Here is a 21,594-nt window from a genome sequence, read left to right on the forward strand (position 1 = left end):
AGATGTGAGCGCGTTCCCCGACGGCTTCCTGTGGGGCACCGCCACCTCGGCCCATCAGGTCGAAGGCGGCAACACCAACAACGACTGGTGGGACTTCGAGCACAACCCCGCATCTGCCGCGAGGTCGTCGTCCGGCGACGGCATCGATCACTTCCATCGGTACGCCGAAGACTTCGCGCTCCTGGCCTCCCTCGGCCACAACACTCACCGGCTGTCGCTGGAATGGTCGCGCATCGAGCCCGCGCCAGGTGAGTTCAGCCGCGCCGCCATCGCCCACTACCGGCGAGTGCTCACCGCCCTGGCCGGCACCGGGATGACCGCGTTCGTCACCCTGCACCACTTCACGTTGCCACGCTGGTTCGCCGTCCGGGGCGGCTGGCTCGCCCCGGACGCGATCGACGTGTTCACCCGTTACTGTGCTTTCGTGAGCCGCGAGCTGGGTTCGCTGATGCCGTTCATCTGCACGATCAACGAGCCACAGATGATCGCCCTGCACGGCTACCTCGAGGGCTACCACCCGCCCGGCGTCACCAATCCGGTGCTGTGGAAGCGGGCCGGCGAGGCACTGCTCGGCGCCCACCTCGCGGCCGTCCCGGCGATCCGGGCCGAAGCCACCGGCCGGATCGGCCTGGCCGTGCAGCTGCCGCTGCTCGCCCCGGCCCGCGACGACGCCGCCTGCGACGCCTTCTGCCGGGCGATGCGTCACGAGATCGTCGACCGCTACCTGGACGGACTGGCAACCGTCGACGGCGGGGACTGGCTCGGCGTGCAGTACTACCGCAAACAGTGGGTCGACCCGGCCTCACCCACCCTGTTCGCGGCGCCGCCGCCCGGCTTCCCGCTGACCCAGATGGGCTGGGCCGTGCACCCCGACGGGCTGCGCGAGATGCTGCACCGCGCCGCCGCCACCGGGCTGCCGCTCTACGTCACCGAGAACGGCATCGCCACCGACGACGACACCGAGCGCGTCGCGTACCTCGAAGGACATCTCGCGGCACTTGCGCGAGCGATCGCCGAAGGCGTCGACGTTCGTGGATATCTACACTGGTCGGCGTTCGACAATTTCGAATGGAGCGAGGGCTACCGGCCGCGTTTCGGCCTGATCGCCGTCGACGACGACTTCACCCGCCGGCCCAAACCGAGCGCCGGCGTATTCGCCCGCATCATCCGGAACGGAATCGCCTCATGACCCAGCTCGAGCAGCTCACGTTGGAGGAAAAGGCGGCGCTGTGCCTGGGCTCGACCGTCTGGCACACCGCACCCGTGCCGCGGCTCGGCGTTCCCGCGGTCATGCTGTCCGACGGCCCGCACGGGCTGCGCCGCCAGCCCGACGGCAACCAGGCCGGCATCTCCGGCAGCCTGCCCGCCACTTGCTTCCCGACCGCGTCGGCGCTCGGCTCGTCCTGGGATCCCGTCCTGGTGCAGCGGGTCGGCGCGGCGATCGGTGCGGAAGCCCGCGCCCAGGGCGTCGCGGTTGTCCTCGGTCCCGGCGTCAACATCAAACGCTCCCCGCTGTGCGGCCGCAACTTCGAGTACTTCTCCGAGGACCCGCTGCTCGCCGGTGTGCTCGGCGAAGCCCACGTCGTCGGCGTGCAGAGCCAGGGCGTCGGCGCCTGCGCCAAGCACTTCGCCGCCAACAACCAGGAGACCGACCGGCTGCGGGTCAGCGCCGACGTCGACGAACGCACCCTGCGCGAGATCTACCTGCCGCACTTCGAACGGATCGTCACCCGGGCCCGGCCGTGGATGGTGATGTGCGCGTACAACCGGGTCAACGGGGTGCCGGCCTCGGAACACCGGTGGCTGCTCACCGAGGTGCTGCGCGGGGAGTGGGGCTTCGACGGCGTCGTCGTCTCCGACTGGGGTGCCGTCCACGACCGGGTCGCCGCCCTGGCCGCCGGCCTCGACCTGGAGATGCCACCCAACCTGGGCGTGAGTGACGCCGCGATCGTCGCCGCCGTCCGCGACGGCAGCCTCGACGAGACGATCCTCGACCAGGCGGTCCTGCGGATCCTGGGCCTGGTCGAGAAAGCGCCGCAGGCGACGGACGGCTTCGACGCGGACGAGCATCACGCGCTGGCGCGCTCAGCCGCGGCCGACTGCGCGGTGCTGCTCAAGAACGACCGCGACCTGCTGCCGCTGCGGCCCGCCGACGGCGACACGATCGCCGTGCTCGGCGAGTTCGCCCGCACACCCCGCTACCAGGGCGCCGGCAGTTCCCAGGTCAACCCGACCCGCGTCGACGTGCCCCTCGACGCGCTCAGCGCCGCGGTACCGGCCGGTGTGCGGGTGGACTTCGCCGCCGGGTACGGCATCGTCACCACCGAGCTCGACGACCGGCTGGCGGCCGAGGCGCTGGACCTCGCCGCCCGGGCGAGCACGGTGGTGCTGTTCCTCGGCCTGCCCGACGGCGATGAGTCCGAGGGCGCCGACCGCCGCCACATGAACCTGCCGGCCAACCAGACGGCTCTGCTCGCGCGGCTGGCCGAGGCCGGCACCGACGTGGTGGTGGTGCTCGCCAACGGCTCCACCGTCCACCTGAGTTCCTGGGACCGGCACGCCGGCGCGATCCTGGAGACCTGGCTGTCCGGGCAGGCCGCCGGTGGCGCGATCGCCGATCTGCTGCTCGGCGTCGTCAACCCGTCCGGGCGGCTCGCCGAAACCGTGCCGGTCGATCTGCGCGACAACCCGTCCTACCTGAACTTCCCCGGCGAACAGGGGCATGTCCGCTACGGCGAAGGCGTCTTCGTCGGTTACCGCGGCTACGACGCGGCCGGCCGGGACGTCGCCTACCCGTTCGGGCACGGCCTGTCCTACACCACGTTCACCTACCACGACCTCGCCGTGACCGTCACCGGTGACTCGTCGGTGCTGGTCACCTGCACGGTCGTCAACACCGGCGCCCGGCACGGCAAGGAGGTCGTGCAGCTCTACGTCGCGGCGCCACCGTCGCAGGTCGCGCGGCCGGTACGGGAACTCAAAGCGTTCGCCAAGGTCGACCTGCCGCCCGGGGCGGGGGAGACGGTGACGTTCCAGCTGGCCGCCCGTGACCTGTCCTACTGGTCGGTCCGCGATCAGCGATGGCTGCTGCAAGGCGGCACGTTCGAGATCGCCGTCGGCGCCTCGTCCCGCGACCTGCGCCTCACCGCCACCGCGCAGGTGCCGGGCGAGGCCATCACCGTGCCGCTGACCGCCGAAGCGACCCTGCGCGAATGGCTCGCCGACCCGGCCGGCGCGGCGGCGCTGCATGCCGCCGTCGGTGTCGACGACGACGGCAAGCCGGCCGGCATCCTCGGCGACCCGGAGTCGCTGACCGTCCTCGGCGACTTCCCGCTGACCACCCTCACCGCGTTCCCCGGCCTCGGCATCGACCGCACCGTCGTCGCCGAACTGACCCGTACGAGGAGGCAACCGTGATCCGAAGATTCGCCACCCTCCTGCTCGCCGCCATCCTGACGGCGACGCTGGCGCCCGGCGTCGCCGCGGCGGCGCCGGCCACCACCCACTACACGGGTGTCCTGCGTGACGGCGGTAGCTGGGTCGCCGACGTGCCAGCCCGCTGGAACGGCACCCTCGTGCTGTACAGCCACGGCTTCGGTGCCCTGGAGGCCATCGACGCTCCCAACCCCGAGGTGCAGCAGGCGATGCTCGACCGCGGTTACGCCCTGGTCGGCTCCTCCTACGACCCGAACGGGTCCATCTGGGCGTTGAACAGTGCCACCCGCGACCAGTTCGAGTCGCTCGCCGCGATCACCCGGATCATCGGCCGGCCCCGGCTCACCCTCGCCCTGGGCAGCTCGATGGGCGGCCTGGTCAGCGGCCAGGAAGCCCAGATCGGCGGGCGCCTGATCGACGGCGCCGTGTCGATCTGCGGCCTGATGGCCGGCGGCATCAATCTGAACAACTACCAGCTCGACGGCACGTACGCCCTCAACCAGATGCTGCGCCCGGACGACCCGGTCAAGCTGGTCCGCTATGCCAGCCCCGCCGAGGGCGCGGCCGCGGCCGCCGCGCTGTCGGCCACCGCGACCGCCGCGCGGGCGACCGCGGCCGGGCAGGCCCGGGTCGCGCTCGCCACCGCCCTGCTGAACATGCCCACCTGGTCGAACTCCCAGGCCCAGGCGCCACGCGACGCCGCCGGCATCGCCACCGCACAGTACGAATGGATGACCGGCGCGCTGCCGTTCATCATGCCGGCCCGCTACTTCATCGAGCTCTCCGCCGGCGGGAACGCCTCGTGGAACACCGGCGTCGACTACGCCGCCCTGCTGGCCCGCTCACCGCACCGCGACACCGTCGAGACCCTCTACCGCCGCGCCGGTCTGAGCCTGCGCGCCGATCTGTCCAGCCTGACCCGGCACGCCGGCGTCCGCGCTGACAAGGCCGCCGTCCGTACGCTGTCCCGCACGTCCACCCTCTCCGGCCACCTCGACGTGCCGAACCTGACCATGCACACCCTCTACGACCAGCTCGCCCCGGTCGAGTTCCAGGACCAGTACGCCCGGCAGGTGCGTACGGCCGGCGACCAGCACCTGCTGCGCCAGTCCTACGTGAATCGCCGCGGCCACTGCGCCTTCGAACCGAGTGAGATCATCGCGGCCGTACGGGCAGTCGAGCACCGAGTTGTGACCGGCCGGTGGGACCAGGTCGCCACCGCCCGCCATCTGCAGGCCGATGCCCGGGCACTGGGTCTCGCGGACGATCCGGCCTTCGTTCGCTATCGGCCGGGGCGCTTCGTGAACGACCGGCACCTGAAGGTCCGCGCCGGGTGGCCATCGGCGGCCCGGCTGGGCTGATCAGGGTCGACCCCGCGCTGAGCGCGACGTCAGCTCCGCATGATCACGTGGTTGTGGAGATCAGCGGGCAGCTGTTGCGGTACTTCGAGAGGTATTTGTGTCCCGTCCCGGCCACTTCGATGTCAAGCCGCGACCCGCTCGTTACGGAGTGCGACATGGGCAAAATATGACACTGAGTGAGATCAGGGCTTCGCTCGGTCGCACTGGCTCTCCGTGCCGTCGGCACTACTTTCGGACATAGTGCGAGCCTGAAGCGCTTGCAATCGATCATGAAGAAGAATGTGGACGGTCGCACATCTACATTCGCGCTCTCTCACGGACAGTAATTCGCGAGGGGATAGTGACGAGGGGGCGACATGATGGCGGGACCGCTGTCTGATTACGGAGCGATGGTGGTCGCTCTCGCCGCGGCGGGAACGATCGCGGGATTGGTGCGGGCCTACATCACGCACCGGACGCGGTGGCACGCGGAGCGAGAGGCGTCGATGCGTACCGCCGCCCGGGCGACCGGGCTGATGGGGCTCGCGGAGCGGCACCGCGGTGTCGTGCGGATCGTGGAGCGAGACCGGGACGGGCACCGCGAGGTGGAATTCGGCAACCGGGAGTCGTTGCTCGGCGGCGACGGTGAGGGGTCGGTGTGAGCGTGGTGGACGGCACTGCGGCCTTGATGCCGGAGCCGGCCGATGGGGAGGCGGCGGCCGAACGTCTCAAGAAGAGTCACGACGAGGAGTTCCGCGACTTCACCGAACACAGCTACCACACCGCGGAGCGGATCCTGCGAGCGTGGTGCTGGGACCGCGAAGCCGTCTCGGACGCTCTGCATGAGGCCTATCTGCACGGGCGGGGCCAGTGGTCGAAGATCCGGGCGTACACCGAGCCGATCGGCTGGATCATCACCACGGCCCGCAAAGATCCTCAACGAGCACGACCGGCGCCGGCGCGAGGCCGCCGTGGCACCCGAGGACCTGCCGCCGGCACCGCAGCAGGACCTCGCCGATGCCTGGGAGGCCCAGGAAACGCTGCGGGGCTGGTTGCAGCAGCTGCCGCCGCGGCACGCCGAGGTGTTCCAGATGTCGCGGGAGGGTTTCTCCAACCTGGAGATCGCCCGCATCCTCGGTCTGGCCGACACCAGCGTGCGCGGCTACAAGACCGCCGCCAGGAGACAGCTGCGCCAGTTGGCCGAGCAAGCCGGCTACACGGACTCGGACAGCCGCCGACGCCCGGGAGGTGCCCATGGATCTCGATGACATCCTCGCGCTGGCCGAGACGCGCGAACCGAGCCCGCTGGAACTGGCCCGCGCCCGCCGGGTCGCACGCACCGTGCAGAGCGAGTACGACCTGTCGCTGGCCGAAGGCTACGAGATCATCGTCGACACCGATCCCGTCGACCCGCTCACCGCGGACATCGACGAGCCGACCCGGATCGCGCGTGCGGCGCAGCTGGTGAAGCGGGGCACGATCACCTGGACGACCGGCTCCGGCAAGACCGCCGGCCTGCTGTCCTGGTCGGACGAAATGGCGATGATCTTCGGGTACGCCCCGGGAACGCTGCGCCTCACCCCGGAGAGGCTGGTCGAGCTGGTGCACCCGGCCGACGCGTCAGCCGTCCGCGCGGCCGTGGAGACGGCATGGGGACAGCGCCGTCCCGGGGAGGTCACCTTCCGCGCCGTCCATCCGGGCGGCAGCGTCCGCTATGTGCACTGCCACCTCGAGATACTGACCACCGCGGGCGAGCCCTCCGGAATCATCGCCACCGGGCACGACGTCACCGCCGTCGAACTCGCCCGGCAGGAGCGCCGCCGGCTCGCCACCCGTAGCGAGATGCTCTGCACCGATGCGGCCGCGCAGGACCTCGTGACCGGGCTACCGACTCGCGGCTACTTCACCGACGAGGTCGACCGGGCTCGGCGTACCACCGACGGCGCCCTCATCGTGGTGGCGACGGAGCCGGCCACCCGTCTGTCGCACGCCATCACCGATCAGGGTCATGAGCAGGTGACGGCAGAGGTCGCCGGGCTTCTGCGTACGATCGTCGGATCCGACCTGACGTGCGGCCTGGTCGGACCCGGTCTCTGGGGTGTGCTCGTCGCCGCACACCAGGAGGGCACCGAAACGACCGGTGCCCTCGCCCGCCGGATCGTCGACACCTTCCGCCGGCACCTTTTCACCGTCCAGCAGAGGACACTGCGGCTCAACGCCTGGGCCGGCGTCGTCCGTTTCACCAGCGGCGTCCCCGCCACCGGATTCGATCTGCTCGTCGACGGCGAGCACGCCGCTCGCGAGGCGCGCCGCAAAGGTGTCGCCGTCCATGTTCTCGACCGGCCGGCCCAGGCCAGGGAGCGGACGAACCGTTGCCGTTCCCGGGTGGTGCACGCGGTGGCGACCGACAGGTTCGCGCTCTACGCCCAGCCGATCGTCGACCTCGCCCTCAACCAGATCACCCGCCACGAGATCCTGCTGCGGGTGCGCGGCAACACCGGAGAGCTCGTCGCGCCGTGGGCATTCCTCGACATGGCGGAACGTGTCGGCGAGATCCTCGCCGTCGACAAGTGGGTCATCGACCATGCTCTGGAACTGATCGGGCAGGGCGCGCAGACATCCCACTACCAGGTCAACATCTCCGGGAAGTCGCTCGCCGACCCTGGCCTGCTCACCTACGTGAGCGAGGCGATCCGCCGGCACCGGGTGAAGCCGGAGTGCCTGACCTTCGAGATCACCGAGACCGCGCTGATCGAGAACCGCAACGAAGCGCTGGCTTTCGCCACCGGCATCAGGGAGATCGGCTGTCACCTAGCGCTCGACGATTTCGGTACGGGGTACGCCGCGCTCGCCTACCTGAAGTACCTGCCCGTGGACCTGGTCAAAATCGACGGCGTGTTCATCGTCGATCTCTGCCAGTCGCCGCCTGATCAGGCTGTCGTCTCGAAGCTGGTGGAACTGTGCCACACCCTCGGCATCCGCGTCGCCGCCGAGTGCGTGCAGGACGAGCAGACCGTCACGCTGCTGAAGGAGTACGGCGTCGACTTCGCCCAGGGTTACCGGACCGGACGGCCCGCGCCGATCGCAGCAAGCCTGAAACACGAGGTGAACACGATCGAGCTCGAACTCAGGTTCCCGGAGCGGCGCATCGCCATGGGTTAGTTCAGCGTGGAGACGCCAGGTCGATCAGGTAGTCATTGTTGACCCCGGTGTGCGCCACCGACCGCCTGGCAGGTCTGAGCCGGACGATGCGCTGCACCAGCCACGGGCGCGTCATCGGGCGGTTCCATGCTTGCTCGACCTCGTCGACGACATAGCCGTCCGCGACGCTGACGACTGCCCGCATGTGAACCCGGGTGCCCGGTGCCGGCGGCGGCTCGGCTGGATCCGAGCCGGCCTCGCGGTCGTTGACGCCGGCGATGACGCCGGGCCCGGCCGATGCTTCGGTGACGTGCAGCGGAATCCCGGCGACCTCGAACAGCCAGCCGCCGAGCCAGCCGAGCTCGACAGCCGGGACGGCTGTACCGGTGAGGGCCAGTTCACCGGCGGGTGCGGCCGGCGGTGGCGGTTGTACCGGCTCGGTGTGGTGGTCTTGTTCGGAGATGGCCGTCCGGTGACGGCAGTAGGCCTCCAGTGCAAGTGTCACCTGCTGTCCGACCTGAGCCCGGAAGCCGGAGCTTCCGACAAGGGCGGACGGCACGAGTACGCCGGGTAGCACCAAAGGCATCGGGTTCCTCCAACGGGCCGCAGGGTGAGGCCGTCGCCCGTTGGCAGGCGACGGCCTCACCCCGCATGAGATCAGTTCAGCGAGTTCTTCAGTTAGTTAGGGCATTTCCGAACGAAGGTAGTGCAGTAGCCGGTGGGGAAGCCGAAGTCTTGACGGCGTGGTCGTCCCAGTCGCTGTTGCTCGCCCGGCTGCGGAACCAGGCTCTTTTCGGCGCCAGCACACCGGCGTGACGTGCCGGCCGCCGCGTCAGCCGCGGTCGCTGATCCGATGCTGGTCGGCGGTGGCGGCCCAGCTGGCGAGCAGGTTGAGCGCGTCGCGGTCCGGGGACCCGGGCTCCGCGCTGTAGGCGTTGAGGCGCAGGCCCTGGTCGGCGGTGAGATCCAAAGACTCGTAGGCCAGGGTGAGGTCACCGACCACCGGGTGGTGCAGGCGTTTGACGCCGGTGCGGTGCAGGCGCACGTTGTGCGCGGCCCACCAGGTCCGGAAATGGTCGTTGCGGGTGGAGAGCTCACCCACCAGGGCGGAGAGATCGCGATCGTACGGGTCACGGCCGGCCTCACCACGCAGCAGCGCGACGGCGTCCTCGGCGAGCTGGTCCCAGTCGCGGTAGAACGTCTGCGAGGCGGGATCGAGGAACACGAACCGGGCCATGTTCGGAGTGCCGGTCGTATTTTCGAACACCGGCGCGAACACGGCCCGGCCCAGGTCGTTGGCGGCCAGGATGTCCAGCCGGCCGTTGCGTACATACGCTGGAGCGCCGGTCATCGCGTCCAGCAGGTGCCGCACCCCGGTCCGGATCCGCTGGGCCGGCCGGCGCCGGGTGCTGCGCGGGCTGGCGTTGGCCTGCCGGGCGAGGTCGTACAGGTGCTCGCGTTCGGCGTCGTCGAGGTGCAGAGCCCGGGCGAGGGACTCCAGGACGCTCTCGGAGACACCGGAGAGGTTGCCGCGTTCGAGGCGGGTGTAGTAGTCGACGCTGACCCCGGCGAGCATCGCGGCTTCCTCACGGCGCAGCCCGGCGACGCGCCGGTGGCCGCCGTACACCGGAAGCCCAGCCTGCTCGGGGCTGAGCCGGGCCCGGCGGCTCGTGAGGAAGCTACGCGTCTCGCTGCGGTGGTCCATGCCTTCGACGGTGACGGTTTCCGCAGCTCAGCGAGCCGGGAAGCGCAGGATCCGGTCGTCGCCGTCGCGTACGTCGCCGCGGCCATCGGTGTTGGAGGTGGTCACCCACAGCGCGCCGTCGGGCGCGACCTGCACGGTGCGCAGCCGCCCGTACGTGCCGGTGAGTTGGGCGGTGGGCTCGCCGATCGTGTCGCCGCCGAGCGGCAGGGTCCAGAGGCGTTCGCCGCGCAAGGCGGCGACGTAGGCGGTGCTGCCGGCGATGGCCATGCCCGAGGGTGAGGCCTCGCGGACCGGCCAGGTGACCAGGGGGTTGGTGTAGCGGCCGCCTTCGGTGTCGCCCTCGCCCTCGATCTCGGGCCAGCCGTAGTTGTCGCCGGGCCGGATGAGGTTGACCTCGTCGAGTTCGTTCTGGCCGAACTCGGTGGCGAACAGCCGGTCGTCGGCGTCCCAGGCCAGGCCCTGGACGTTGCGGTGTCCGAGGCTGTAGATCGGCGAGTTCGCGATGGGGTTGCCGGGAGCCGGGTCGCCGGCCGGGGTGAGTCGCAGGATCTTGCCATTGGGGCTGGCCGGGTCCTGGGAGCTGGTGGTGTCGCCGGCGTCGCCGGTGCCGGCGTAGAGCATGCCGTCCGGGCCGAAGGCGATGCGGCCGCCGTTGTGGTAGCTCGCTTTGTCGATGCCGTCGAAGACGACCTCGGGGTCGCCGCCGCCGAGCCGGAACCGGATGATGCGGTTGTCGTCGGCGGCGGTGAGGTAGGCGTAGACGAGGTCGTCGGTGGCGAAGGCGGGTGAGACGGCGATGCCGAGCAGGCCGCCTTCGCCGCCTGCGGCGACGCCGGGCACGTCGGCGACCGGGCGGGGCTCGCTGCCGGGGGTCAGGCGCAGGATGCGCCCGCTGTCGCGTTCAGCGATCAGGGCGTCGCCACCGGGAAGAAAGGCAAGACCCCACGGTACGTCGATGCCGCGCGCCAACTCCTCAGCGGCACCCAGGTCCGGGGCGGCGGACGGGGTGCTGGCCGCCGTGCCGGACGCGACGGCGGCGGGCGCCGCGGTGCCGATGTCGTCACCGATGCCGCAGCCCGCCGTCGCGGCGAGCACGAGTGTCATCGCCGAGCCGGCCCACAGTGTCCTACGCATGCGTCTCCCTCTAACAGTCCGCGGGCGCGGCACGCCGCCCTGACGTCAGCTGATCACGGCGACGCGAAAATGGGTGTAAAGATCAACGGTTGGTCATGCGTTCCAGCTGCTCGGGGTAGCGGGCGCCCTGTACCTCGATCCGCGCGGCGGCGGTGTCGAGGTCCCGCAGGTCGTCGGCGGTGAGGTCGACGTCGGCCGCGCCGAGGTTCTCCTCGAGGCGCTCCAGCTTGCGGGTGCCCGGAATCGGCACGATCCACGGCTTCCGCGCGAGCAGCCAGGCGAGCGCGATCTGCGCCACCGTGGCGTTCTTGCGTGCCGCGACGGCACCGAGCAGGTCGACCAGCGCCTGGTTGGCCTGGCGGGCGCCGGCGTCGAAGCGGGGGATACTGGCGCGGATGTCACCGGGGGAGAACGTGGTGCTCTGGTCGATCTTCCCGGTCAGGAAGCCCTTGCCGAGCGGGCTGTAGGGCACCAGGCCGATGCCGAGTTCCTCGCACAGCGGCAGGATCTCCTCCTCCGGGCGCTTCCACCACAGCGAGTACTCGTTCTGCAGCGCGGTGACCGGCTGCACCGCGTGCGCGCGGCGTACGGTCGCTGCGGCTGCCTCGGACATGCCGAAATGCTTGACCTTCCCGGCGGCGATGAGGTCCTTGACGGCGCCGGCGACGTCCTCGATCGGGACGTCCGGGTCGACGCGGTGCTGGTAGAACAGGTCGATGCGGTCGGTGCGCAGCCGCTTCAGAGAGGCGTCGGCGACCTGCTTGATGTGCCCGGGGCGGCTGGACAGGCCGGTCTGCTTGCCGTCGGCGTCGAAGGCGAAGCCGAACTTGGTGGCGATGACCACCTGGTCGCGTACCGGTTGCAGGGCTTCGCCGACGAGTTCCTCGTTGACGAACGGCCCGTACACCTCGGCGGTGTCGAAGAAGGTGACGCCGCGCTCGACAGCGGAGCGCAGCAGGGCGATGTTGTCGGCCCGGCTGGGGCCGGGGCCGTAGCTCTGGCTCATGCCCATCGCGCCGAAGCCGATGGCGGAGACGGTGAGGTCCTTGCCGAGAGTGCGTTGCTGCATGGGTTGGGCTCCTCAGTTTTCGGTGCGCGGCAGGGTGGCGTCGTCAAGGACGCGGATCGCGTTGAGCGTGCGCGGGTAGCCGATGAACGGCAGCAGCTGGGTGATCACGGTGAGCATCGTCTGCCGGTCGTTGCCGACGTTCAGGTTCGCCACCACATGACCTTTGACCTGCGGCTCGCAGCCGCCGAGCGCCACCAGCATCGACAGGGTGAGCAGCTCGCGTACCTCGATGCCGATGCCGCCGCGGGTGTAGTGGTCGCCGAAACAGTTCGCCGACAGGTACCGCTGGATGTGCTGCTCGTCGTCCGGGGCCGCCGCGTACATCCGGTCGACGGTCTCGGCGCCGACGATCCGCTTCTGGACGGCCAGGCCCTTCTCGGCGCGGGTTTCCGGCGTGGTGGTCGACTGCCCGGGTAGCGGCAGTTCGACGCCGTACTCGGTGAGAATCTCGTTGGTGGCGTGCAGGAAGTCGAAGACCTTGCCCATGCCGACGTACGGCACGGCCTGGTAGACGATCTCCTTGATCTCGATCGGGGTGACGCCGGCGGTCAGCGCCGCGCCCAGCATCACCCGGTACTCGCGCAGCGCCTGGCCGGCGATCAGCGCGGCCAGCTGCGTCATGAGCCGGGTCCGGGTGTCCAGGTCCCCGTAGCGCAGCACCTCGTCGAAGGCGAAGTTGTCGAAGTACTCGATGAGCTCCGGGTCGGTCACCGCGAGGGTCGACACGTGGCCGGGGAACAAATCGTCGTGATTCTTGCGCGCCGCGTCACTGATGGCCATGACAGAGCCTTTCCATCGTGCGAATGAGAGGCGGCCGATCACGCCCTCCACGAACGCTATCGCCGCCGGGCCGAGGTCTGGGAGGTCCTGCTGTTAGAGGCCCTGTTGTCCCCGGTAACAGCAGTACCTGCCAGTCGCCGGCCATCGGCATCGAGCAGACCCCGGAGGGCTACCAGGCGATGGACGACCGCGAGGCCCTGAAGGTCCTCGTCCAGTTCTGATGACGATCCGCCTGCTGCCCCTGGCCGGTCAGAACTTCGGCGGCCGAGGCGCCCGTCCGCACGCCGGGATAGCCGTCGCGTTGGGCGGGTGAAGCCATCTCTGCATGAGACTGCGATGCCGAAGCGACTTGGTCCCGGGGAACGCTATGCGCTCCGGGCACACCGCCCGTTCCTCGACCGCATCGTTCGGCAGTCTCCGCAACGAACCGTCCGGGTTCAGCACCGTCGTGCTCGTCTCGTCGACGGTGAGGACGTACACCCATGCAGGGTCGGCTCCCTTGACCTGGATCACCTCAGGAGCCGGGTACGGGACTGAGACGAGTCGATAGGCGGCAAGTCCCAGGGCGAACGGCACGGAGAGAAAGAACAAGGGGCCTATGAGGGCGAGAACCACGATGAGACACGAACAGGGCAAGCCGGAGAATCTTGGCCTACTCGTCCTTGACGAGTAGGCAAGGGCGCCCAGCCAGATTGCCGGACTCCACAGGACAAGGACCAGCAGGGGGTTGTTCACCGGAACGGTGAGGACGCAGACGAGAAACAGAACCGACTGGATGATCAGATAGTTCCGACGGGGGAAGAGTGCCTCCGCCCGGGACGACCCGAGGCGGAATCTGAGCACCAGGCGGTATGCCGCCAGCACGGGAATGGCAAGACCTTCCCGCAGGATCGACAGCAGAACGACGGTCGCATACGCGATCGGGTCCACCGACCGGACGATCCGCCCGCAACACTTCAGTCCGTCGACGCGATGGCGTCTTTGATCGCTTGCGCGTCGCTGTCGAGGAGCGACCTCGCGCGTTCCGGCGACTCGGCCTTGAGGATCCAGCCGTCTCCTGTGTAGCGGGGGATGACGTGAAGGTGGAAGTGGAAGACCGTCTGGAAGGCGACCTCGCCGTCACAGAGAAGGACGTTGATTCCCTCGCAGCCCATGGTTGAGCGTCGCAAGGCACGTGCCATGTCATGACCGACCGACCAGACGTGAGCGCTCGTGGCTCCATCGAGGTCTTCGAGGCCCACCGCGTGATCGCGTGGCACGACGAGAAGATGGCCGGGCGTGACGGGGTTCAGGTCCATGAAAGCGACAGCGGTCTCGTCCTCGTACACCACGCTGGCCTCGGCCTGTCGCGCCACAATGGCGCAGAAGACGCACCCCTGCGTTGCCGATCTCGCGTTCCGTGTCATGGGCGCAATAGTTCCAGTGCGCCCAGGCAGGTGCACTCCAGTTGTTGCTGGAGCGTGATCTCTACCGACGGCTCCTTCACTCTAGAGTCGGCGCGTGCAGTCCGAGTCCGATCTTGTTGCGGCGGTCCATGCGGCGTTCGCCCGGTTCGGTGGGCCCGGGCCCGACATCGGACTGAAGAATGAGGCGCCGATCCGATGGATCGGCGCGCTGCTCGACGGCGGGCACGAGGACCGGGCCGTCGCGGAGCTACGCGAACTGCTGAGCTGGCCCGAGCCGCCGGACGGGTTCGACGAGGTGGCAACGCGGATCCGGGCCGGCGGACGTCGTCGTGCGCTCGCCCTCGACATGCTCGACAGTGCGTGCGTGTCCGGGGCGTACGGATCCCGTTGGTCGCTCCCGTACCGTGGCGTCGCGGCGACGGTCGTTCGCCTGGCCGACGGCGATCAGCACCTGGAGGACGCCGCGCTCCGCAAAGTGCTGAAGTACGCGCCGGATGAAGCGTGGGAAAGTCCGTACCGGATCGGCGTTGTCGTCGCGGCTCTCGCGGAGGCGCACCGTGACGAGCCGGCGTACCTCGACCACCTGGCCGGCCTGCTGGTCGGCGACGACCGGCGGCATCTCGCCTTCGCCGCCGCGCTCCTCGGCCCGCTCGGCCTCGACGAGACCCTGCGACTCTGCGGCACGGTCGCCGACGAAGCCGGCGAGTCGCTGGCCGCCGCGTTCGCCGACGCCGGCCGGTTCGACGAGGCCCTGACCTTCGCCGTCACGCTCGGCGCCGACGCTCGGCAACGCGCCCTGCTCCGCCTCGCTAGGCTGGGCCGGCCGGCTGAACGGGCGCTCGTCGCCGCCTACCGCAAGTGCCCCCGGGCGAGCCGGCAGCGCGACGACCAGGTCATCTACCGGTGTCGTCTGATCAGTCTGCTCCTGGCGTCGGACCGGGTCGACGACGCGCTGGCGGAGCTCGCCAGTCTGCCCGACTGCCGGTACGCCGGGTACGGCCCGGCGCCGCTCGCCGTGGAAGTTCTGCGCCGGTTCGCGGACCGGCCGGCGGAGGCGACCCCGGCGCGGCTGCGAGCCGTGCTCGACGTGCTCGCCGGGGACCACGTCATCGCGCAGGAGCTGCGCGAGGTCGTCGTCGACGCGGTGCGGCTGGTGCACCACCTCGGCGACGCCACGGTGCGCGCGGAGCTCGCCGCGACCGACGTGCCACGGATGCGGGACCGCCTGCGGATCTCGCGAACGCTCGCCGACGCCGGGCTCGCCTGGGCACGGGTGGACGACGGCGACCCCGCGGCCGCCGACCCGCTGTTCGCGTCGGCGGCCGCCGACGGCACTGACACCGCGACGCTGAAAGTCCTGCTCACGATGGCGCCCCAGGCCCGTCTCGCGAGCCGGAACCCGGAACTGTTCACCCGCGTGCTCGCCGCGGGGTTCCGCAACGCGGTGTGGTTCCCGTTCGAGGGGTTCGGCGCGGACGAGTTACGGCTCGTGCCGGACACGCTCGCCGGGACGCCGCACTCGTTTCCCCGGTGGGTGGGCACCCGGGTCTCGGCGTTCGCCGCGGACACCGGTGACCGGCAGCTGCTCGCCTTCACGGTGGCGATCGCGCCGGACGCGGAGGCGGTGCGGCTGGTCGGGTGCGACGTCGCGGTGGCGCTGGCCCGCGCGGGTGAGCTGGCCGGTGCGGTCGAGATCGCGGAGCTCTGCCAGCTCAGCAGCATCGAAGGGTGATGCGGTGCCCTCCAACGTGCAAGCCGGTCCGTGGTGGCTCTCAAGTTGAAACGGCTCAATGTGGCTGGAAGGACCATTCCCGCCGGTCGGAGGGATCAGCAAGGATGGATGGCCATGTGGCGTTCCACGCCGCTGATTCGAGGGAGGCCCAATATGCGTACCGTCAAACGATTCGTCATCGTCGTATCCGCCGCTGCGACCACGCTGCTGGCCTGGCAAGCCGCCGCCACGGCGGCCTCGATGGTCGAGTACGCGCTGCTCTGATCTCGCCGGCGGACGACGCAGCGCTGCCTACGGCTAGAACTTCCCGCAGCGTTTCTTTCGAGCGAGCCGTCCCCCGGCGGTAGCCTCGGCATCGAAAGCGCCTGCGCATTTGACGACGCCGACGTCCGGCTCGGTCCAGGAGATCAGCGACCCGGCGATCGAGTCGCCGTCGGCGCAGGTTCCGGTGAAGTCCACCTGGACTGGCCGGATCGCCGCGTATCCAACAAAGGCACCGTCCTCCGCTCCAAGTTGAGACACGGCTTCGGTCACCTGCTCACCGCCGGGACTCTCGCCCGTTGAAAAGCTACGTTTGATCTCGGCCGGAACCCACCGCACCACGTCATCGACGGCGGCCACCTTGTGTTTTGTCCACGTGATCCGAGGCTTTTCAGGTGAGTCGTCGATCGGGACCGAGTATCCGGCCCGCCCACCTGTTACGACGACTTCGTGAGTAGCCGTCACACGAGGCTCGTGGATGATCGGCTCAGTTGCACTCAACTCGATCACAACGCAGGTCGGAGTCATATCCGGCAACTGAGAGGAGTCTGTCTCAACGACGAGCCGGACACATCCGGAGGCGGTGGTCAGCACCAAGGCGAACGTTCCGGAGGCCGCCCATCGGCGTCGCCACCTCCCGACTTCGGTAAGACGTCGTGGCAAAGCTAACCCCCCCGGTACTTCTCGTCCTGCCCTGCCGGAACAAGTCGACGACCATCTACCAGGTAAAACGGTTCGCCCACACCGATCGGTTCAGTCACCGTCCGGAGGAAGCTGATGGCGATACCGGATAGCCGCCTCGACTCGTACCGCACTGCCGACGAAGACCAGGAGGCCGGCGAAGTAGTAACCCCTCATCGGGATGCTGTCGCTGAGGAAACCGAAGGCGGCGATCAAGAGGCCGATGATCACAGCGAAAGCACCGAAGGTTCGCGCTGCCTCACCTGGCTGTTCATCGTTGCTCATGGCGGACAGAGTACGGACTGTAGTCAGCGGAGATCATCGGAGGCAGGCCCGTATGCCGGAGGCAAGTCCGGTCGTCACCAGGGCTTTGTGATCACGCCGTCCAGGTCGCGGATCGCGTTGCGGTTCTCGGTGGCCAGGATCTTGAGCATTCGCTCGGCCTCGTCGAGGCTGGCGTACTTGCCGACCGAGGCGGACTCGGCGACGAACGGCGACTCCAGCCAGAGCCTGCCATTCTCCCAGCGCATCTGCACGATGCCGGCATCGTGCTCGGCGGCCAGCCACGAGTTCGTCCGGGTGGGGAGCCGGCGCATGAGGGCGAGGATCTCGGGCAAAATCATCGGCCGTCCGGCGACCTGCTGCGGGCCGGTCGGCATGCACTGGTAGGTGACCTCGATCAGCCCGGTCTCGCCGGGCACCCCACCGTCGTCTTCCGTACCGAGAAGCCGCAAGCCCTCGAAGCGGCTCGCCTCCCGGCCGTCGTCGCTGATCAGGCGGTGCCTCTCCCGCCGGATCGTCACCGTCCGTTGGCCGTCGTCGACTCGCACGCTCGTGTCGTCGGGCAGCCAGGGAAGCTCGAGCGCGGCGAGGGCGCCCACTGACATCGGCGGGAAGACCAGGTGCCGGTCAGGAACGAATTGCACTTTCACGGTACGGCTGAGGTCAGCGCTCACCGGGACGGCTGCCATCCGGCCGTACCGGCGTTTCGCCCAGCTCAGCCGGACCTGGATGCGTTGGGCTGCGTCGCCGGTCCAGTCCACCTCCAGACCTTCGACGCGCAGCGCGGCCACGACCTCCTCGCCGACCTGCGCGGCGCCGATCCGCTTGTCGAAGGAGCCGTACGCCAGCCACAGAGTCCCGCCCTGAGCGGCCCGTTCGGCGTCCTGCCCGTGATAGAAGACGTATCCGCGAGCCGGCTGCACGTTGCCGACCTCGCCGCCGATCTCGCTGTTCCCGCATGACTGGCAGCACGCGAAGTCCTCCCGGGCCACGATCCCCGCCAGGTCGAGCGCGCGGAACGCGTCCGTGAGCCGGTCGCTGTCGGTCCGCGCGGGCCACCCCGCCTGGGCATCGAGGTGCGCGGCGAGCTCGCGCGGCACGATCTCCCAGGCCAGCGCATACAACTCGGCGGGCTCACCTTCACCGTGCAGGTACTCCGCCGTGCCGGACACGATCATCCCGCACGTCATGATGCCGCGGGCCACCGCACCGCGCGCGTACTCGGTCGCGGACTGCCGAAGATCATCGGGTTGCATCGCGGCAAGATATCAACGTCCCTGCCGCCCCCGAAGGCTCGCGTTCTCCTGCTGCCGGCCAGCGGCGAGCCGGAACAGCCCACCCGCGCCGCGGCTTCAGACCTGGTCGGCCAAGGTCTCCCCGACGGAGGCGATCACGCTGTCGACCGCGTCGTCATCGATGCCTTCCAGCTCGATGATGAGCCGGTCGACACCGATCTCGGCGTACCGGCGGGCGGTGTCCAGGTCAGGCGGGCCGGGTGGGGTGATGGTGATCTCCAGCTCGCCGAGGCCTTCCGGCCGCTGCTCGCCGCGGGCGGTCTCGGCCAAGGCGCGCAGCGCCTGCGCGGTCTGATCGACGTCCAGGCCCCAGCCGTACCAGCCGCTGCCGTGCCGCACAGCCCGGCGGTACGCGGCGGCGGAGTGGCCGCCGACCACGATCGGCGGGTGCGGGCGCTGAACCGGCGAAGGGTACTGAACGACGCCGGAGAACGACACGAACCGGCCGTCGAACGAAGGCGCGGCGTCCCACAGCGCACGCATCACGGCCAGGTATTCCTCAGTCCGGGCACCTCGCTCGGCGAGCGACACGCCCATCGCGTGGAGCTCCGGCTCGACGTATCCGGCCCCGATGGCGACGGTCAGCCGGCCACCGGACAGTACGTCCAGCGAGGTGAGTTGTTTGGCCAGCAGCACCGGCTGGCGCTGCGGGAGCACGATCAGGCCGACACCGAGGCGGACCCGGCTGGTCACGGCCGCGAGATAGGTCAACGCGACCATGGCCTCCAGACGCGGCGGGTTGCCCTCCCCGGCGGGAAGCGCGATGTGGTCGCCGACCCACAGCGACTCGAAGCCCGCCTCCTCGGCCAGCCTGGCTCGCCGGGCCAGCACACCGGGATCGACGTTGCGGTCGCGGTGCAGCCCGTACAGCCCGAACCTCATCTGATCAGCCACCTCTGCGTCATCGTCGGGGACTCCACTCGCCGGCACGCGTCTGGCGACGAAGCCATAGTCCACATCCCACAGTCACGAGGCAACCCGCGGCAGCCAGGATCGCTGCCTCCGGTCAGTTTGGTGCCCCCGACTCGAAGTATTGGCGCAGCTTGTACGCGTATGGCAAGCGCTGCTCTGCCGGAGTGAAATCCTGCTGCGGGTGGGTGAAGTAGAGGCCGTCGCCGGCGTACCGCGGGAAGACATGCATGTGGTAATGCCATCGGTCCTGATTTCCGGCGGGCTCGTTGTGCTGGCGTAGAGAGGTACCGTCGCAGCCGTAAGTCGTCCGGATGGCGATCGCCACCTCGCGGGCCAGGTCGTGGATCGCATGCCCATAGTGGGACGGCAGGTCATACAAATTCTCGTAATGAGCGTTCGGCACGACCATCACGTGACCGTGATTCTTCGGCCACCATCGGGGCGAGATGAACGCGGTGGCCAACTCGTCGCGCCTCACGACATCACGCTGCGTTCGCCATTCGTCTTCGCCACCCGACACCAGTCGGCAGAAAGGGCATACATAGTCGGCCGGCGCGTGGTTGAACATGACACCCGATGATTCCACTCCAGCGACCGGACCGCACCGAGCCGGTGCCACCATGGCGCTGTGCGCACTGACGATCGGCCCCGGGGTGAGCCGGTGCTCGCCCGGGCCGCCCGGATTCTGCAGGCCTTCACCCCGGACGAGCCGGAGCTGTCGGTCTCGGAGATCGGCCGCCGGGCCCGGCTGCACGTCGCCACCGCGTCCCGTCTGATCGCCGCACTCGTGGAGCAGGGCCTGCTGGCTCGAACCGCGAACGGCAAGGTGCGCATCGGGGTACGGCTGTGGGAACTGGCCCAGCGCGCCTCGCCGACCCTGGGACTGCGCGAGGCGGCCATGCCGTTTCTGGAGGACCTGCACGCGGTCATCGGGCACCACGTCCAGCTGGGTGTGCTCGACGCCGGCGAGGTGCTGTTCGTCGAGCGGCTCTCGGCCCGCGATGCGGTGATCAACGTGACCCGGATCGCCGGGCGGCTGCCGCTGCACGCCTCGTCCGCAGGTCAGGTGCTGCTCGCGTGGGCGCCATCTGACCTGCAGGAACAGGTGCTCGCTGGGCCGCTGCCGGGCTACACCCGGACGACGATCACGACGCCGGCGCGGCTTCGCGGCGTGCTGGACGGCATCCGCCGACAGGGGTACGTCGTCGCCGACGGGCAGATCCACGCCGATGCCACCGGGGTCGCTGTGCCGGTGCGCGGCGGGCCGGACGCGGCGAGCCCGGTGGTGGCCGGGTTGTCGGTGATCGTGCCCAACGACGGCCGGGCGCCGCTGCTGGTGCCGGCATTGCAGGCCGCCGCCCGCGGGATCGCCCGCCGCCTTCGTTGAATCTGTCTCTCGTTCAGTGAGAAGCCCGCTGTTTCCGCTGTGACCGGGGTCGCATCCTGTCGGCCTCGTGTCACAGGAGGTTCACGTGGCGGAAACACGAACCCTGCGGGTGACCGGCAAGGAGCCGGTCGCCGACGGTGTGGTGGCGCTGACCCTGGCCGACCCGGCCGGAGCGCGGCTGCCGGATTGGACGCCCGGCGCGCATATCGACCTGATCCTTCCCGGCGGACTGGTGCGCCAATATTCCCTCTGCGGCGACCGGTGGAACCCGTACACGTACCGGATCGCGGTGTTGCGGGAGCCGGCGGGACGCGGCGGTTCGGCGTACATCCATGATGTTCTTGATCTTGGTGAGGCAGTAGGCCTCGGTGGGCCGCGCAACAACTTTCCGCTGGTGCCCGCCGACCGCTATCTGTTCATTGCCGGTGGCATCGGCATCACGCCGCTGCTGCCGATGGTCGCGCAGGCTGACCTGCTGGGCGCGGACTGGGCGTTGCTTTACGGCGGGCGACGCGAGGCAAGCATCGCTTTCCTGGAAAACCTTGCGGGGTACGGCGACCGCGTGCAAATCCGGCCGCAGGATCGGTACGGGCTGCTCGACCTGCCCGCCTTCGTCGACGGACACCGTCCCGGCACCCGCGTCTACAGCTGTGGTCCCGCCCCGCTGCTGGCCGCGGTCGAGCAGGCCTGCGCCGACCTGCCGCCGCACACCCTGCGCATCGAACGGTTCGTGGCCGCCGCACACGGCAGACCGCTGCGCAGTACTCCGTTCCAGGTCGAGCTGGCCCGCACGGGAACGGTGCTGACCGTTCCGGCACATTCCTCCGTGCTCGACGTGATCACCGCGGCCGGCGCCGACGTGCTCTCCTCCTGCCGGCAGGGCGTGTGCGGTACCTGTGAGGTGACCGTTCTCGCCGGCGAGCCGGACCACCGCGACAGCGTTCTCGACGACGCCGAACGCGCCGCCGGCACCTGCATGTTCGTCTGCGTGTCCCGGTCGCGCACCGACCGCCTCGTCCTCGACCTCTGAAGGA

21 protein-coding genes are annotated in these 21,594 nt (G+C 69.6%); 9 read left to right on the top strand and 12 right to left on the bottom strand.

Features of this window, described 5'->3' with window-relative positions:
* The first annotated feature begins 4 nt into the window (after positions 1-4).
* The 6 genes from I4J89_RS33890 to I4J89_RS33915 all read left to right on the top strand — a co-directional run bounded on the left by I4J89_RS33890 (position 5) and on the right by I4J89_RS33915 (position 7,937).
* Entirely contained in the window at positions 5-1,189 is a 1,185-nt protein-coding gene (locus tag I4J89_RS33890) for a glycoside hydrolase family 1 protein (protein ID WP_196418228.1), read from the top strand.
* The gene (locus I4J89_RS33895) at positions 1,186-3,417 is read left to right on the top strand and encodes a glycoside hydrolase family 3 C-terminal domain-containing protein (RefSeq protein ID WP_196418229.1); all 2,232 of its coding nucleotides are present in this window, start codon (positions 1,186-1,188) and stop codon (positions 3,415-3,417) included. Before I4J89_RS33890 ends, I4J89_RS33895 begins: the two co-directional genes overlap by 4 nt.
* Positions 3,414-4,796: a hypothetical protein gene (locus I4J89_RS33900; RefSeq protein WP_230860041.1), complete on the top strand. Its 1,383-nt coding sequence runs from the start codon at positions 3,414-3,416 to the stop codon at positions 4,794-4,796. The genes I4J89_RS33895 and I4J89_RS33900 overlap by 4 nt, the downstream gene beginning before the upstream one ends.
* Positions 4,797-5,152: 356 nt before the next feature.
* Complete coding sequence (locus I4J89_RS33905) at positions 5,153-5,437, top strand: hypothetical protein (protein ID WP_196418230.1); 285 nt, start codon at positions 5,153-5,155, stop codon at positions 5,435-5,437.
* A 309-nt stretch (positions 5,438-5,746) separates the two neighbouring features.
* The gene (locus I4J89_RS51680) at positions 5,747-6,043 is read left to right on the top strand and encodes an RNA polymerase sigma factor (protein WP_309238578.1); all 297 of its coding nucleotides are present in this window, start codon (positions 5,747-5,749) and stop codon (positions 6,041-6,043) included.
* Positions 6,030-7,937 carry an EAL domain-containing protein gene (locus I4J89_RS33915; RefSeq protein WP_196418231.1) on the top strand — a complete coding sequence of 636 codons (1,908 nt, stop codon included), beginning with the start codon at positions 6,030-6,032 and terminating at the stop codon, positions 7,935-7,937. Before I4J89_RS51680 ends, I4J89_RS33915 begins: the two co-directional genes overlap by 14 nt.
* 1 nt (position 7,938) lies before the next feature.
* Here the strand turns inward: I4J89_RS33915 and I4J89_RS33920 are convergent, their stop codons facing one another.
* The 7 genes from I4J89_RS33920 to I4J89_RS33950 all read right to left on the bottom strand — a co-directional run bounded on the left by I4J89_RS33920 (position 7,939) and on the right by I4J89_RS33950 (position 14,010).
* Positions 7,939-8,421 carry a hypothetical protein gene (locus I4J89_RS33920; protein ID WP_196418232.1) on the bottom strand — a complete coding sequence of 161 codons (483 nt, stop codon included), beginning with the start codon at positions 8,419-8,421 and terminating at the stop codon, positions 7,939-7,941.
* A gap of 327 nt (positions 8,422-8,748) precedes the next feature.
* Positions 8,749-9,621, bottom strand: coding sequence for a helix-turn-helix transcriptional regulator (locus I4J89_RS33925; RefSeq protein ID WP_196418233.1), 873 nt, complete (start codon positions 9,619-9,621; stop codon positions 8,749-8,751).
* A 27-nt stretch (positions 9,622-9,648) separates the two neighbouring features.
* Positions 9,649-10,755, bottom strand: a complete 1,107-nt coding sequence (locus I4J89_RS33930; RefSeq protein WP_196418234.1) for a PQQ-dependent sugar dehydrogenase — start codon at positions 10,753-10,755, stop codon at positions 9,649-9,651.
* 82 nt (positions 10,756-10,837) lie between these two features.
* Positions 10,838-11,824 carry an aldo/keto reductase gene (locus tag I4J89_RS33935; protein WP_196418235.1) on the bottom strand — a complete coding sequence of 329 codons (987 nt, stop codon included), beginning with the start codon at positions 11,822-11,824 and terminating at the stop codon, positions 10,838-10,840.
* Between the two features lie 12 nt (positions 11,825-11,836).
* Positions 11,837-12,604 (bottom strand): carboxymuconolactone decarboxylase family protein, encoded by a 768-nt coding sequence (locus tag I4J89_RS33940; protein ID WP_196418236.1) that lies wholly within the window; start codon positions 12,602-12,604, stop codon positions 11,837-11,839.
* A gap of 249 nt (positions 12,605-12,853) precedes the next feature.
* The gene (locus I4J89_RS33945) at positions 12,854-13,534 is read right to left on the bottom strand and encodes a hypothetical protein (protein ID WP_196418237.1); all 681 of its coding nucleotides are present in this window, start codon (positions 13,532-13,534) and stop codon (positions 12,854-12,856) included.
* Positions 13,535-13,560: 26 nt separating this feature from the next.
* Positions 13,561-14,010 (bottom strand): HIT family protein, encoded by a 450-nt coding sequence (locus tag I4J89_RS33950; protein ID WP_196418238.1) that lies wholly within the window; start codon positions 14,008-14,010, stop codon positions 13,561-13,563.
* Positions 14,011-14,104: 94 nt separating this feature from the next.
* Between I4J89_RS33950 and I4J89_RS33955 the strand changes: the two genes are divergently transcribed.
* Positions 14,105-15,742 (top strand): hypothetical protein, encoded by a 1,638-nt coding sequence (locus tag I4J89_RS33955; protein ID WP_196418239.1) that lies wholly within the window; start codon positions 14,105-14,107, stop codon positions 15,740-15,742.
* Positions 15,743-16,039: 297 nt separating this feature from the next.
* Here I4J89_RS33955 and I4J89_RS33960 read toward each other — a convergent pair whose 3' ends face one another.
* The 5 genes from I4J89_RS33960 to I4J89_RS33980 form a co-directional block, all read right to left on the bottom strand.
* Positions 16,040-16,597, bottom strand: coding sequence for a hypothetical protein (locus I4J89_RS33960; protein WP_196418240.1), 558 nt, complete (start codon positions 16,595-16,597; stop codon positions 16,040-16,042).
* Between the two features lie 159 nt (positions 16,598-16,756).
* Entirely contained in the window at positions 16,757-16,969 is a 213-nt protein-coding gene (locus I4J89_RS33965) for a hypothetical protein (RefSeq protein ID WP_196418241.1), read from the bottom strand.
* Positions 16,970-17,043: 74 nt separating this feature from the next.
* Entirely contained in the window at positions 17,044-18,222 is a 1,179-nt protein-coding gene (locus tag I4J89_RS33970; protein WP_196418242.1) for a DUF6891 domain-containing protein, read from the bottom strand.
* Between the two features lie 96 nt (positions 18,223-18,318).
* Complete coding sequence (locus I4J89_RS33975; RefSeq protein ID WP_196418243.1) at positions 18,319-19,143, bottom strand: TIGR03619 family F420-dependent LLM class oxidoreductase; 825 nt, start codon at positions 19,141-19,143, stop codon at positions 18,319-18,321.
* A gap of 124 nt (positions 19,144-19,267) precedes the next feature.
* On the bottom strand, positions 19,268-19,741 hold the full coding sequence (locus I4J89_RS33980) for an HIT family protein (protein ID WP_196418244.1): 474 nt from the start codon (positions 19,739-19,741) through the stop codon (positions 19,268-19,270).
* Between the two features lie 60 nt (positions 19,742-19,801).
* On the opposite strand from I4J89_RS33980, the gene I4J89_RS51685 reads away from it, so the two are divergent.
* Positions 19,802-20,560, top strand: coding sequence for an IclR family transcriptional regulator (locus I4J89_RS51685; RefSeq protein ID WP_196418245.1), 759 nt, complete (start codon positions 19,802-19,804; stop codon positions 20,558-20,560).
* A gap of 85 nt (positions 20,561-20,645) precedes the next feature.
* A complete protein-coding gene (locus tag I4J89_RS33990) occupies positions 20,646-21,590 on the top strand; it encodes a PDR/VanB family oxidoreductase (protein WP_309238579.1) in 945 nt (314 codons plus the stop codon).
* The last annotated feature ends 4 nt before the right edge of the window (positions 21,591-21,594 follow it).

Source organism: Actinoplanes aureus, from assembly GCF_015704865.1.
Lineage (GTDB): Bacteria > Actinomycetota > Actinomycetes > Mycobacteriales > Micromonosporaceae > Actinoplanes > Actinoplanes aureus.

Coding starts and splice junctions, on each gene's coding strand:
- I4J89_RS33895 (WP_196418229.1), top strand. CDS start 1,186: ATGACCCAGCTCGAGCAGCTCACGTTGGAGGAAAAGGCGGCGCTGTGC.
- I4J89_RS33905 (WP_196418230.1), top strand. CDS start 5,153: ATGATGGCGGGACCGCTGTCTGATTACGGAGCGATGGTGGTCGCTCTC.
- I4J89_RS33915 (WP_196418231.1), top strand. CDS start 6,030: ATGGATCTCGATGACATCCTCGCGCTGGCCGAGACGCGCGAACCGAGC.
- I4J89_RS33925 (WP_196418233.1), bottom strand. CDS start 9,621: ATGGACCACCGCAGCGAGACGCGTAGCTTCCTCACGAGCCGCCGGGCC.
- I4J89_RS33930 (WP_196418234.1), bottom strand. CDS start 10,755: ATGCGTAGGACACTGTGGGCCGGCTCGGCGATGACACTCGTGCTCGCC.
- I4J89_RS33935 (WP_196418235.1), bottom strand. CDS start 11,824: ATGCAGCAACGCACTCTCGGCAAGGACCTCACCGTCTCCGCCATCGGC.
- I4J89_RS33940 (WP_196418236.1), bottom strand. CDS start 12,604: ATGGCCATCAGTGACGCGGCGCGCAAGAATCACGACGATTTGTTCCCC.
- I4J89_RS33950 (WP_196418238.1), bottom strand. CDS start 14,010: ATGACACGGAACGCGAGATCGGCAACGCAGGGGTGCGTCTTCTGCGCC.
- I4J89_RS33965 (WP_196418241.1), bottom strand. CDS start 16,969: ATGAGCAACGATGAACAGCCAGGTGAGGCAGCGCGAACCTTCGGTGCT.
- I4J89_RS33970 (WP_196418242.1), bottom strand. CDS start 18,222: ATGCAACCCGATGATCTTCGGCAGTCCGCGACCGAGTACGCGCGCGGT.
- I4J89_RS33975 (WP_196418243.1), bottom strand. CDS start 19,143: ATGAGGTTCGGGCTGTACGGGCTGCACCGCGACCGCAACGTCGATCCC.
- I4J89_RS33980 (WP_196418244.1), bottom strand. CDS start 19,741: ATGTTCAACCACGCGCCGGCCGACTATGTATGCCCTTTCTGCCGACTG.